Below are 12,019 nucleotides of genomic sequence, written 5' to 3' on the forward strand. Positions count from 1 at the left end.
TGAAATATTGTATATACACTATATATACATTATATACACACTAAAAAAATATTCAACTCCTTTTATGAACTTTTTTGAATGCAACTAAAAAACCGCACAGCTCTTCAGCCATGCGGTTCCTCAACAAATCAATTTATCTCCAATATACCCATTTTCCCATAAGCCATTCCACAGGCCCTCTTCTCCACTTTTTCAAATAGAGATAGCTGATGAACAGCTGTGCTGTGTAAAGTCCAACAGCAAGTAGCAGTCCAAACATTGAGCCCATTTGTCCGAATAACCCAAGTCCGTAAGAATAGAAAATCGTTGTACAAATAATAGATTGTGCTAAATAGTTTGATAAAGACAATCGGCCAAGTCCTGCAAGCAGACGTTTCAACCCTTGTGCAGCCTTTGAATAGTAAAAGACAATAAAAGCTTGAATATAACCGATCGTCAGGACATAGGCTCCTAACGTCAGCACCATTTCACTCCAAGGAGCATCACTGAACGTCGCACATTTTAAAGCGAGCCCGATGATAATCATCCAAACCCAGCCTTTACGATAAGCCATGCCTCGATCTTCTTCTGTCAGATGACCTTTTTTCCCGATCGCCATGCCAAGCAGTGCAAATGGACCGATCATGATAGGAGCATAGAGAAGACTTAAAATTGGTGTCAGAGTAAGTGTTACAATTGCCATAATGATGGAGACGATGACCATATCATCTTCAATTGTAATCCGGCTCAACACAATATCGCCATATGTACCAGTCCCATATACATTTGTTAATAATTCAGAATTTCCATAAATAAAATTCATTAGAGTTGGATAAATCACTAAAGATACGGCACCTAAAATACCCGACCATATAAACACTGTTTTGATCCGGCTGCTCAAAAACATCATCAAGAAAAACGTACATGCTCCATAATATAAGAGAATATCACCATTCCAAATGAATATGTAATGCAGCATCCCAAGCACAATAAGACCAAAGCCGCGGCGAACGACGATGGCATTCGTATTCAGCCCCTTGGCCTTAGTGGATTCAATCAGTTTGATAAAAGAATACCCAAACAAAAAGGAGAAAATCGGATAAAATGACCCCTGGAACAAGATCTCCGTCACATATACCCCAAACTCCTGTCCCCATATGCTCGGATCAAACATCTTCTCAAAATCATAATCATATTGAAAATTAAGCATATTCACAATCAAAATACCTAATAAACTAAAACCACGTAAACTATCAATAAACTCAACCCTAGATCCCTTCAACACGACCGCTCCTTCGGAAAGTATAAATACATCTATATATAATAACTCATTTATATAAGAAAAGTTATATAATCCTGAATGTTATAAAACCCTAAATTCATTGTTTATCGAATCTGTAGACTAGAAATAATTATATACCTTAAAATTTAAACAACCATTAGATTAATTAATATACATAATTTAAAGTTCTTACTCGCATTTCTATAAAACAAAGTCCTTTTTACTATATGAAGGTGAATTATATTGAAAAACCCAGAAATTATAGTTCGTTAGTTTCAATTTAATGTAAAATATGAAAAAATATGAAAATATTGTTGTGTTTAAACTTATTTTGTTTTAATATTTAATACATAAATTAGCAGGAGGTGAAAACAATGGTAGCTTTCTTAAGACTTGTTGCTCAGCTTGGTACTAAAGCCGCTAAATGGGCTTGGGACAACAAATCAACTGTTATTAACTGGATCAAGAACGGTGCAACGTTCCAATGGATCAGTGATAAAATTGACAGCATTATCAATGGCTAATTCTGAATTTTTTAAAAGTGGAATTTGGGAGGTGAAAAGAATATGGTAGCTTTCTTAAAACTTGTTGCTCAACTTGGTACTAAAGCAGCTAAATGGGCTTGGGACAACAAATCAACTGTTATCAACTGGATCAAGAACGGTGCAACGTTCCAATGGATCAGTGATAAGATTGACAGCATTATCAATGGCTAATTCTGAGATTATCTTTCCAAGTAGTTTGGTGGAGGTGAAAAGAATGGCAACTTTCTTACAACTTGTTGCTCAACTTACAGCTAAACAGGCGATTTGGGCTTGGGCTAACAAAAAAAAGGTACTTGAATGGATAGGACAAGGCTTTTCTTTTAAATGGATTTCAAACCAAATTATCCGAGCTTTAGCAGGCTAAACGAATTCAGGAGGTGAAATAAATAATGGTAGCTTTCTTAAGACTTGTTGCTCAACTTGGTACTAAAGCCGCTAAATGGGCTTGGGCTAACAAATCAACTGTTATCAACTGGATCAAGAACGGTGCAACGTTCCAATGGATCAGCGATAAAATTGACAGCATCATCAATGGCTAGTTGTTCGTTAGCCCAATAGGGATAGTGGAAACACTCTATCCCTATTGTTTTATTATAGCCAAAAATCAAACATTTAAAACCTAAAAATCATAATTTTTGTGATTATTTTTTTATAGTGATGTCTTGTGTTTTCATCTTTTCAATTTCTTTGACTCTTTTTTTGTGGAGCATTCTACGACCGCGGTTCCACTCTTCAATTAAAAGAGCTAATCCAACTAGCGCAATAATAAGAAAACCTATATTATTACTTGCTTTATTTTCGAAATAAAACCATGACATTCCAGCGATAAAGACGATCGGGATTAAAGCTCCCCACAAAAGGTTGTTTCTTGTTGAAAGGAAATACTGAACTGCAAAAACGACAACTACTAAAATAAAATACATTAATTCATTCATTTAATCTCCATCCCTTTCTGCTTTATATTTTTCAATAATGTTTTTGGCAACTTCTAAACTAATTTTTTCCTCAATCGCGAGTTTCTTTACATATTTAATTAGAGTTTCTTGCTCTAAAGTTTCATTTAATCTAATCAATTGAATGATTCTGTCTAATCGGGTTCTAACTGTTGGATAAGAAACATCATAATCTTTCGCCATTTGTTTTAATGAACCTGAACTAAGTATAAATTTTCTTATAAATTCTCTGTCCTCAGAATCTACAGATAAAATCCATGTTGGAATATCTTTCTCCATATATCAGCCACCCCGCTTTTTTATTATTATAACACAGAAATAATAAATGTAATCAAAAAATGAATAAAAAAATGAATAATGTTTATTTTTTTTAAACTTTTTTAAAATTTATGTGGAAAAATCTATCCAAAATATGTTATTGTAAGTTTAGGTTATTTAACCAATAAATTGTATTTTGTGGAGGTTAAGCATGAAACGTACTTTAGAAAAGACTTTTACTATTATAGGTGTTATTTTATTCACAGCCTTACTTATTGGAAGCTTTATGTTTTATGAAGGAACAAAAAATAACAATGATACTAACAAACTAATCCAAGACTTTATTGATGAAGAAAACGTACAAGATATCACACCGGAACAAGTAATTAACATCCTTGCCAATGGTTCTTTATATATGATCGCAATAACGATATTGAGCATACTAGCAGGAATTTTTTCATTAATATTATTAAAAAACAGAGCACGCTCTGCCGGTATTCTATTAATAACTACCTCTATTTTAGGCTCCTTATTAACAATCTTTTTAGGCATACTTGGCGGCATTGCGTATCTAATTGCTGGAATTACTATAATTGTGAAAGATAAAAAAGCAAGAAACGGGACAGATCAGTCATTCTAAAAGAGGTGAAACTATGTTTGCAATTGGTTTGAATGAATTCAAAGCACTGTTTAAAAGTATACGCTCTATCCTAATTATTATTGTCCTAATTGGAATTACAACCGGTACGGCAAAAATCCTTAGCCAATTTAGTGACCAATTGAAATCTTTAGGTCTAGGTGATAATGCATATGTGGGTGGATTAATGGTATTACTTTTCATTGCTGCCCCACTATTTGTCACCAGTCTAGCCCATAATGTAATCAATAAAGAGGTATACTCTCGTACTGTTCGATTTTTGGTGACGAAAACATCTAGAAATAACATATTATTAGGAAAGTTTTTAGGTAATCTTCTTTTTTGGATTGTATGTTTAACAATTTCCTTAATATTAATTATCCCGTTTTCAAACACTTTTTATTTTCTAGAATTAATACAATGTATTGTATTTATTTCTTACTTCTTAGGGTTAACTCTATTACTATCCACTATCATTTCAAACCCATCTATTACAATGTTTCTAGGTATTACATTGTCGATTATTTTACCTGTTATCGGTATGATTAGCATTGGGTCAAATAATATTATCATTAAAATGATTAGTTATATCACACCCTATTATTATTTCACTCAAGAGCAGACTGCTTTTACATATATAGTCATCCTTTTCCCAATTTTATTTATAATTGTAAGTTTAATGCTTTTTAGAAAGAGGGATTTATAGTGTATGCACTCAAAACGACCAATCTAACAAAGAGATATGGAAATAAAATTGTTGTTGATAAAATGAACTTATCAATCGATAAAGGCACAATATTTGGTTTTCTAGGGAAGAACGGTGCCGGTAAATCAACATTTATAAATATGATTACAGGTATAATTGAACCAACTGAAGGACTTTATGAAGTATTGGGCTATAAAAAGAATCAACAAAAATCAATCTGGGGTAAAATAGGGGTTCTCCCTGATTATTCTACATTCTATGAAAACATGACCGCACTAGATCATTTAAAATACTTTAGTCAAATATTGAAATTAGATTTAAAACAAGAAGATTTAATTGAACTTCTAGATAAAGTTGAGTTAAAAGATGCAGCTAAGTTAAAGACTAAAAATTTTTCATTTGGAATGAAAAAAAAACTAGGGATCGCCCAAGCATTATTAAATAAACCTGATTTAATTTTTTTAGATGAACCGACTTCAGGGGTAGATGCAAATTCAGTATTAAATATCCATTCTATTATTAAAGAAATCGCCACAAACGGTACTACCGTATTTCTAACCTCACACAATTTAGATGAAGTTGAGAAATTATGTGATGAAGTTGCTATTATGAACAAAGGTGTCATTCAAATTAAAGGAAGTATGAAAGAGTTAAGAACAGCATACAAAAAGAATATGACGGTTTATATAAAGCATAGTGTTGCTTCAATTGCACAGATTGAGTCATTAAAAGTAGACCTTAAGAGTCTTTCTATAAAAAATGAAATCAGTGAACTATCATCTCAAATAACCATTGAAGATGAATCATCTATACCATTAATCAACAAGCTTTTTATTTCTAAAAACATTGATGTATTTAGAATAGAAGTCGATGAGCCATCATTAGAAGAAATATTTCTTAATATTGGAGATAATAATTAAGAATCCTATAAAAAGTAGATTTAGTATCCAAGTGGTACTAAATCTACAAAGGATAAGGAGGATTATATTTGTATCAATTGAAGGAGCCCTCAAAAAAAATTTCTAAAGATGCGATTAAGGTTTGGCGGATTGTCGACTTTATAAATTTTATTATATCAACTAGCGTTTTAGTTGTCCTTTTAGTTCTACACAACTATTATAGTTGGTCAGAATGGATTGTTTGGCTTATTTATAGCCTTATGGGTATTTTAATTATATCAGCTATTGTAGAACTCATGTTAGTCCCTATTTACAAACAAAAAACTTGGCGTTATGAAATAGATATAAATATGATTCAATTAAAGCATGGAGGAATTTTCAGAAGGAAACACCTAATAATTCCTATGAATAAAGTATATTTTGTAGATACATATCAAGGTCCCTTATTAAAAAAATATAAATTATCTTCTATTAAGATTGGTACGATTGGCTATGTACATGAAATACCTTGCATTCCAGAAAAAGAAGCTTCAGATATTCGTGATTATATAGCGCATATTACTGATAATCAAACCAAAAAGAATGAGATTAGAAAGGAAAGCTCTCTATAAATGGAAACTAATAGTCGCCTAAAAAGATTACATCCATTATGGATGCTATTTGAATTATTAAAATCGATTAAAGGTTTCATCTTCTTCTGTATTTTTTTATCAGTATTATTTGGTTTTTCATCCATATCAATATTCTCTAAATTAGGTTTTTTAATTATTGTTATTTTTATAATTTACAAGGTCATTACTATATTATTAGAGTGGAAACATTTTGGTTATGACCTAAGCGAAGAGGAGTTATATTTAGAAAAGGGTAGGTTCATTACTGTAAAAAGACATTTTCCAATTAACAGTATTCAAGGCGTGAATCAAACATCTACTTTTTTTCATCGTTTTTTTGACCTTACCTCTTTGTTAATTGATGTAGGATCAAGCAATAATGACCACGTAGTAAAATTACATATGATTACAACTTCAGAAGCTTTGAGCATAAAAAAGCACCTTACAGAAAAAGGCAGTATCAATGCTAATGTAGAAAGTGAATTTGAAAGACCTATACAACAAAGTGCTCAGAAACTTCATTATGAAATCCAAATGAAGGAGATATTTATTGCTTCCCTTACATCTTTAAGATTACTTTTCTTTCTACTTCTTCTCTATTCTGCTTACTCAGAAATCAATCAATTTTTGTCTTTAGAAAAGTATATAGATAGTTTGATTTCATTTGTAAAATCCTCTCCAATGACAATTATTCTGAGTGTTTTTTTACTTATTATATTGTCTATTCTATATGGAATTTTAAAGACATACTTGCAATATGGAGGATTTAAATTATCTTCGGACAAAACTAGACTGTACATCGAAAAAGGTAAATTGAATATTACTGACTTCTCTATCCCAAAAGAAAAGATTGAAGCGTTATACTTCACTAGCAGTTTTATACAAAAATTACTTTCTATTGTGAAAGTAAAAATCATCAGTTCGACTGAAGTTAATGACGAAAATGTAAAATCACCAAATATATTATTTCCTTTTATAAATAAAAATTTGGCAAATAAATTAATTTCAGATATCTTTCCTAACATTAGACTAGAGACCAATATGAAGAGAATACCATGGTATTCAATCATACCTAAATTATTTAGATCATTCATATTTTGGTGTTTAACGCCAGCTCTTCTTTTATTTTTCAGAAATGACTTATGGTATATTTCAATATTCATAAGTGTTGTATTTTTACTCATTCAATTGTTTAGCAGTTTGTACAGCTCCTACAGTTGTAATGATCATTATTTGCAAATAAAAAAAGGCGGCCTTACAGATAGACTTCTCATAACACACAAATATAATATAGAAAGATTAATAATCTCAGAAACACTTATCCAAAGGAAATTAGGGTTGGCTTCAATTAAAATAGTTAACAGAGCAAAACCAACAAAAACAACTATCATGCATGATTTACCAAAAGAAATAGCCGAAAATTATTATGATTGGTATTCAAAAGGAATAGCAGAACAAACTTCTATCAACATACCTAATGATCATTCATTAAATCTATTTACTGTTCAGAAACCAACATAATTTAAATCAAATTCAGGCAATGACTTAAGTTGAAACTTTGATTACGTAAAAAAGGGCTAAACATTTTAGCCCTTACCTTTTTCATCCTTCCAAAGCACACGCTTCATATAAAACAAAATCCCCAATCCAAACAAAATCAACGGCAACTCCCAGTCTGCGGAAATCGGCAGCCACTTCAACATCATGAGAATCAGCAAAACAGCTCCCACACCTGCATAAAAGACCACCGTTTTTTTCAATTCTTGGTTTGATTGAAACAAAACGCTCCCCTCCATAACTCTAATTATGATCGTTTTTCTAGTTTTTTTAATATCTTTTCCCAGCCGGTATCTCCCATTTTCCGATCAATTAATTGTCCCTCTTTATCTATGAGGCAAAAACTTGGCAATCCTTGAATTTTATATTTTGTGACAATCTCATAATCTTGATCCAACACAATGGGAGCAATGAGATTCTTTTCCTCCGCATATTTCGAAACAACCTCTATCGATTTTTCTTCTTCCGTATATGGAACATGGACACAGGTTAAATGGATACTCAACTGATCCACACTATGTAGAATGTGGTCGGTTAATTCTTCACAATGCGGACAGTTAACTGACCAAAAATAAAGAAGCTGAGTATGCCCTTCAGGTAAACACCGCTGATGTGAAGAATGAATCCAAGGAAGGTGCTCAGACCATTTAAGTATTTGCGTTTCCACTACTCATCCCCCTTTTCTTTTAATTGAAAAGCGATGATTTTTCCTAGTGCCTCTTCTGCGGCAAAAGGGGCCACATTTCCTGATGGATTCTCTTGTTCCTGTTTTAGGCACTCGTACATATTTTTTTCGATTTTTGATGGGTCAATCCAAGAGATACACCACGATGCCCAAAAACAAGTAGGACCCTCATAACGCTTTGCCAAAGACAGAAGAAATGGCAAACTAGGCTGACCAATTCTCATGAGTGAGATCGCAGCCGCCATTCTTGTCTCCTCTTCTTCACTTTCTAGCAGTTTAGCAAGAGCTTCTGCTGCATCCCCTGCATCTGCTCCAAATTCACCAAGAACCGCTGCTGCAATATTCCGCAAAGAACCCTCTTCTTTTAAGGCTTCAACAAGCACTGGCACTGCCTCTTTTCCTGATTTCTTTAACTCCCCCATGGCTTGAACGATCGTTACTTCATTGGTATTGACTAAACGTTGAACCGATTGGGATAGCTTATCTTCTGGTTTCATGACAATCAACTCCTCTTTTTAATGAGTCCCACGGCATCGATAACAAGTCACATAACATACACATCCAGCAAATACACATGTCATCGTTGTAAACCAGCCATTAGTGAATAGATGAATCCCAATGATGACCGCAGCACTTATGACAGATCCGATGAGCAATGATCGATAATAGATGCCCAAAGAAAGACTCGCTTCTCGTCTCAAAGGCTGCGTAAAGGCAAAGAGCCGTATAGTCAAAAACCAAATATATACCCCTACGCCATAAATGGCCCAATACAATACATCATGAATCTCTAACAAGATAAGAGAAATTAAGTAGACACCATACAACCAAAGGGTTTGAAACACTTCCAACAGAAGAATTTTTTGATATAAAGCACCCGGAAAAAGATACAGCATTCCCGTTTGCCCGTGTCTTACAATCCCCGCGTAATATGAACTGAGCAGGACAGATGCACCAATGACCAGAAAGAATAGAGTCAACCAATCTGAAAAATAAGAACTAACGACATAGTAAGTACCGATCAACAGCATGGTGGATAACAGGTGGAAGGTAGCATACTTTTTGATCATCAATATTTCTAGCCAAAGGAAAGCCCAGATGCCCGTTAATGATGAAAGCCCCCACCACGTCTTGCTTTTCTTTGGACTTATTGGATTTACATGAACCTGTTTCCCCTCAAATTCCTCCCAAAATGCCGCCTCTTTGACTAACGACTCCATCATCTCTATACGATGACTCGACCTGTACATCATCATGAAAGATAAAATCATCACTCCAAGTAATATCAATACAGAAATGAATGAAAACTCCACTATCATGTGTCCGACTTGATACATCAAAGAAGCAGATATCTCCATCATTGACGACTGTTTCAATATCAATTGATTCATAATAAGCAATGAAAGACAACCAAACATCAGTATAAAACCAATGAAGAGCACTCGCTTATATACTTGAATGGTTCTTGCACAAGATACTGCAATCATCCATGTTTCGATCATACATAACAGCGCTGTTAACAGGAGTGATTTACCAAGTAGAAAAAAGTACTGCTGCGTTAAACAAAGAAGGAGGATATCAGCTATCACAGCAGAAACAATGAGAAGAGCACATCGCCAAAAAATGTGATATACCCATACACTCATCACAACTGTCCATAAAGAAGCACCACTTCCATACAACCACATGATATCGTACATCTGACTAGGCAATCGATTCGAAAACAAGCCAAAGCCAGTATAAAGAACAAATAAAACGACAATGATCCATCCAGCTGTACTTGCATTCCAATCGCCCATACTTGAGACTGCGCTCAGCTGAAAACCGATGGCAGCCATCATAAGTAGCAAGATCAGAAAGGGCATTTTCTTTTCTTGATTTTTACTGATCAAGCGCCTTTGGGATTTCATCCATAAAAGGGAAAGCGTGTTATTCACTAGACCACTCCCCTAGAAGTTGAATGACTTCTGCCCGCCACTTCATTTGTTCTTCCTGCCGCTTAGGAACAGCGATACTTTTCATGATGGCACCGTCTCGAATCAATATCACCCTACTAGCCGTATCAAGAACAAACTCTAGACTATGAGTGGACACAAGAACCGAACCACCTTGAAGACTCTTCTGTATCAGCCAATCTGACAGCCATTGTTTCGAAGGGATGTCTAACCCAACAGTCGGCTCATCTAAAATAAAAAGGGAAGCATCTTGCACAATGGCCCCTGCTAAGACGACACGTTGTTTTTGACCTCTTGAAAGCCTTCCGCACAATTCGTTCATCTTCATTTCGATATGTACTTCTTTCAACGCCTCAAATACCTTTTCTTTGATCTGTTTTAAACCTTTATGATAGCCTCTTGCACGGAATTGAACATGTTCAGCAACCGTTAAATCTGGGTACAAATATGGCTGATCTGGAATAAGAGCTACTTGTTTTTGGACATGGGAATGACCAGGAGGAAATCCCTCTATGAGTATTTCCCCTTGATCAGGTTGATAGAGACCTGTTAAACATCGAATGGTTGTCGTCTTCCCCGCACCATTAGGACCAAGCAGTGCCACAACCTCCCCTGCTTCAATAGAAAATGAAAGGCCCTCTATCCCATCACCATTGCTATATCGTTTGCTTACATTCTGAACCTCCATAAATGGCATCAAATCTCTCCCTTTTATTAGAGTGATGTATGCTGATCTATGGTGTTTTTACAATGGAATGTAAATGTAATTAGACCCACTCATTGTTTACCATAATATTACCATATGAGGTATAAAAGGGTAAGAGGATTATAATCATTTAAAATACTAAAAGAAACAAACAAAAAAGATTGGGCATCAATAATCCCAACCTTTTATCTATTAAACAAACCAATTCAAACCGAATCCATATCCCGACAAGCCCATGCATCCACCTCGACCTTTAAAGCAGGTGAAGCCAAAGCCACCACATAAATCATCGTCATACAAGGCAGGTGATCTCCTAAAAACTGACCCATGATTCGTTTTCTACTCTCAGCATCAAACTCCCCTACTAAATAGAACACAAGCTTCGTTATATCTTCCACTTTCATATCTGCCGCTTCTACATTGCGTTTTACATTCTCTAACGCTAGCTCGAGCTGTTCCATCGGGCTCTCTGGGATGGTCCCATCGACTTCCATCCCCACTTGCCCTGATAAGGTTAACCACCGCTGCGGCCCTGTTGTCTCTATTTGATGGATGTACGGTGCAACTGGCGCATGAATGGTCTCAGGATTACGTGATGTTTTCATTGATCAAACCCCTTTTCTGAAAATACAATCAACTTACACCTATCATACCAAACTTTCTTCCCATCCTATCTACATATGCTCCAAACGAAGCAAAAAAAAGACCTTTCTTCATAAGAAAGACCTCTCTAAAATGATGACCCGCTCCGATGCTCAATTTGATGAATCCAATTCAAATCCGCCTCTAAATGAAGCAGTGTGCCAGAAATCAATAAGTACCGACTCTCATCACCTTGCACAAGACATTCCGTTTTTAGCTTCGTGAGTTCCATCACATCTTTCATAATGACGGCTTTCTGCTGCTGAAGCATTTCTTTTTCTTGATGAAATCTGATTTTCCGTGCACAGCCCCATTTAAAGTGAAAATCATCCTTTGCAGCATGATATGGAACAGGTGCCAACAGCCATGATTCCAGCTCTTGTCTGCCTTCTTCCGTCACGTCGTACAGCTTTCGATCTTGGTCATCTATTCCCACTGCTGTCACCAATTGATCACGAATTAACCGATCAAGCGTCGTGTAGATTTGACCCGGGTTGATTTTTCCTTTTATTCCGAGCAATGACTCGAGCTCTAGCTTTAATTCATATCCATGATGTTGCTGCTGACAGAGCGATGTTAAAATTCCGTATTTCACTGACATATG

General features: G+C 34.9%; 19 protein-coding genes. 9 read left to right on the plus strand and 10 right to left on the minus strand.

What is annotated here, in order from left to right; genetic code table 11:
* Positions 1–133: 133 nt before the first annotated feature.
* A complete protein-coding gene (locus N521_RS07095; RefSeq protein WP_035390637.1) occupies positions 134–1,261 on the minus strand; it encodes a DUF418 domain-containing protein in 1,128 nt (375 codons plus the stop codon).
* Positions 1,262–1,635: 374 nt separating this feature from the next.
* Here N521_RS07095 and N521_RS07100 point away from each other — a divergent pair, with 374 nt between their 5' ends.
* Genes N521_RS07100 through N521_RS07115 form a run of 4 tightly spaced genes read left to right on the plus strand, consistent with a single transcriptional unit; the run spans position 1,636 to position 2,345 of the window.
* Complete coding sequence (locus N521_RS07100) at positions 1,636–1,785, plus strand: aureocin A53 family class IId bacteriocin (protein ID WP_035390638.1); 150 nt, start codon at positions 1,636–1,638, stop codon at positions 1,783–1,785.
* Between the two features lie 42 nt (positions 1,786–1,827).
* Positions 1,828–1,977: an aureocin A53 family class IId bacteriocin gene (locus tag N521_RS07105; protein ID WP_035390639.1), complete on the plus strand. Its 150-nt coding sequence runs from the start codon at positions 1,828–1,830 to the stop codon at positions 1,975–1,977.
* A 43-nt stretch (positions 1,978–2,020) separates the two neighbouring features.
* Positions 2,021–2,170 carry an aureocin A53 family class IId bacteriocin gene (locus tag N521_RS07110; RefSeq protein WP_017358896.1) on the plus strand — a complete coding sequence of 50 codons (150 nt, stop codon included), beginning with the start codon at positions 2,021–2,023 and terminating at the stop codon, positions 2,168–2,170.
* Positions 2,171–2,195: 25 nt separating this feature from the next.
* Entirely contained in the window at positions 2,196–2,345 is a 150-nt protein-coding gene (locus N521_RS07115) for an aureocin A53 family class IId bacteriocin (protein WP_017358895.1), read from the plus strand.
* Between the two features lie 102 nt (positions 2,346–2,447).
* Here N521_RS07115 and N521_RS07120 read toward each other — a convergent pair whose 3' ends face one another.
* Positions 2,448–2,741 (minus strand): hypothetical protein, encoded by a 294-nt coding sequence (locus N521_RS07120; protein ID WP_035390640.1) that lies wholly within the window; start codon positions 2,739–2,741, stop codon positions 2,448–2,450.
* Positions 2,742–3,038: a DUF2089 family protein gene (locus N521_RS07125; RefSeq protein WP_017358893.1), complete on the minus strand. Its 297-nt coding sequence runs from the start codon at positions 3,036–3,038 to the stop codon at positions 2,742–2,744.
* Between the two features lie 190 nt (positions 3,039–3,228).
* Between N521_RS07125 and N521_RS07130 the strand changes: the two genes are divergently transcribed.
* The 5 genes from N521_RS07130 to N521_RS07150 all read left to right on the plus strand — a co-directional run bounded on the left by N521_RS07130 (position 3,229) and on the right by N521_RS07150 (position 7,391).
* Positions 3,229–3,657 (plus strand): DUF4064 domain-containing protein, encoded by a 429-nt coding sequence (locus N521_RS07130; protein ID WP_017358892.1) that lies wholly within the window; start codon positions 3,229–3,231, stop codon positions 3,655–3,657.
* Between the two features lie 13 nt (positions 3,658–3,670).
* A complete protein-coding gene (locus N521_RS07135; protein ID WP_017358891.1) occupies positions 3,671–4,360 on the plus strand; it encodes an ABC transporter permease subunit in 690 nt (229 codons plus the stop codon).
* Positions 4,360–5,280, plus strand: a complete 921-nt coding sequence (locus N521_RS07140; protein ID WP_035390643.1) for an ABC transporter ATP-binding protein — start codon at positions 4,360–4,362, stop codon at positions 5,278–5,280. Before N521_RS07135 ends, N521_RS07140 begins: the two co-directional genes overlap by 1 nt.
* 68 nt (positions 5,281–5,348) lie before the next feature.
* Entirely contained in the window at positions 5,349–5,870 is a 522-nt protein-coding gene (locus N521_RS07145; RefSeq protein ID WP_035390645.1) for a PH domain-containing protein, read from the plus strand.
* Positions 5,871–7,391 (plus strand): PH domain-containing protein, encoded by a 1,521-nt coding sequence (locus tag N521_RS07150; RefSeq protein WP_051632375.1) that lies wholly within the window; start codon positions 5,871–5,873, stop codon positions 7,389–7,391. It begins immediately after the preceding gene.
* Between the two features lie 65 nt (positions 7,392–7,456).
* Here N521_RS07150 and N521_RS07155 read toward each other — a convergent pair whose 3' ends face one another.
* The 7 genes from N521_RS07155 to N521_RS07185 all read right to left on the minus strand — a co-directional run bounded on the left by N521_RS07155 (position 7,457) and on the right by N521_RS07185 (position 12,016).
* Entirely contained in the window at positions 7,457–7,651 is a 195-nt protein-coding gene (locus tag N521_RS07155) for a hypothetical protein (RefSeq protein WP_035390647.1), read from the minus strand.
* A 23-nt stretch (positions 7,652–7,674) separates the two neighbouring features.
* A complete protein-coding gene (locus N521_RS07160) occupies positions 7,675–8,094 on the minus strand; it encodes a TlpA family protein disulfide reductase (protein ID WP_035390653.1) in 420 nt (139 codons plus the stop codon).
* Entirely contained in the window at positions 8,094–8,609 is a 516-nt protein-coding gene (locus N521_RS07165; RefSeq protein WP_035390657.1) for a HEAT repeat domain-containing protein, read from the minus strand. The genes N521_RS07160 and N521_RS07165 overlap by 1 nt, the downstream gene beginning before the upstream one ends.
* Positions 8,610–8,627: 18 nt before the next feature.
* A complete protein-coding gene (gene skfF / locus N521_RS07170; protein ID WP_035390658.1) occupies positions 8,628–10,049 on the minus strand; it encodes a sporulation killing factor system integral membrane protein in 1,422 nt (473 codons plus the stop codon).
* Complete coding sequence (locus N521_RS07175; RefSeq protein ID WP_019744076.1) at positions 10,042–10,764, minus strand: ABC transporter ATP-binding protein; 723 nt, start codon at positions 10,762–10,764, stop codon at positions 10,042–10,044. Before N521_RS07175 ends, skfF begins: the two co-directional genes overlap by 8 nt.
* 215 nt (positions 10,765–10,979) lie before the next feature.
* Complete coding sequence (locus N521_RS07180; protein ID WP_025206640.1) at positions 10,980–11,378, minus strand: RidA family protein; 399 nt, start codon at positions 11,376–11,378, stop codon at positions 10,980–10,982.
* Positions 11,379–11,503: 125 nt separating this feature from the next.
* Entirely contained in the window at positions 11,504–12,016 is a 513-nt protein-coding gene (locus N521_RS07185) for a PadR family transcriptional regulator (protein WP_007498534.1), read from the minus strand.
* Positions 12,017–12,019: the final 3 nt, after the last annotated feature.

The sequence above is a fragment of the Bacillus sp. UNC125MFCrub1.1 genome (assembly GCF_000701305.1).
Lineage (GTDB): Bacteria > Bacillota > Bacilli > Bacillales > Bacillaceae > Bacillus > Bacillus altitudinis.

What these genes read in the sequence shown, in the direction of transcription:
- N521_RS07100 (WP_035390638.1), top strand. Translation starts at nt 1,636, where the DNA reads ATGGTAGCTTTCTTAAGACTTGTTGCTCAGCTTGGTACTAAAGCCGCT.
- N521_RS07105 (WP_035390639.1), top strand. Translation starts at nt 1,828, where the DNA reads ATGGTAGCTTTCTTAAAACTTGTTGCTCAACTTGGTACTAAAGCAGCT.
- N521_RS07110 (WP_017358896.1), top strand. Translation starts at nt 2,021, where the DNA reads ATGGCAACTTTCTTACAACTTGTTGCTCAACTTACAGCTAAACAGGCG.
- N521_RS07115 (WP_017358895.1), top strand. Translation starts at nt 2,196, where the DNA reads ATGGTAGCTTTCTTAAGACTTGTTGCTCAACTTGGTACTAAAGCCGCT.
- N521_RS07120 (WP_035390640.1), bottom strand. Translation starts at nt 2,741, where the DNA reads ATGAATGAATTAATGTATTTTATTTTAGTAGTTGTCGTTTTTGCAGTT.
- N521_RS07125 (WP_017358893.1), bottom strand. Translation starts at nt 3,038, where the DNA reads ATGGAGAAAGATATTCCAACATGGATTTTATCTGTAGATTCTGAGGAC.
- N521_RS07130 (WP_017358892.1), top strand. Translation starts at nt 3,229, where the DNA reads ATGAAACGTACTTTAGAAAAGACTTTTACTATTATAGGTGTTATTTTA.
- N521_RS07135 (WP_017358891.1), top strand. Translation starts at nt 3,671, where the DNA reads ATGTTTGCAATTGGTTTGAATGAATTCAAAGCACTGTTTAAAAGTATA.
- N521_RS07150 (WP_051632375.1), top strand. Translation starts at nt 5,871, where the DNA reads ATGGAAACTAATAGTCGCCTAAAAAGATTACATCCATTATGGATGCTA.
- N521_RS07165 (WP_035390657.1), bottom strand. Translation starts at nt 8,609, where the DNA reads ATGAAACCAGAAGATAAGCTATCCCAATCGGTTCAACGTTTAGTCAAT.
- N521_RS07175 (WP_019744076.1), bottom strand. Translation starts at nt 10,764, where the DNA reads ATGCCATTTATGGAGGTTCAGAATGTAAGCAAACGATATAGCAATGGT.
- N521_RS07180 (WP_025206640.1), bottom strand. Translation starts at nt 11,378, where the DNA reads ATGAAAACATCACGTAATCCTGAGACCATTCATGCGCCAGTTGCACCG.
- N521_RS07185 (WP_007498534.1), bottom strand. Translation starts at nt 12,016, where the DNA reads ATGTCAGTGAAATACGGAATTTTAACATCGCTCTGTCAGCAGCAACAT.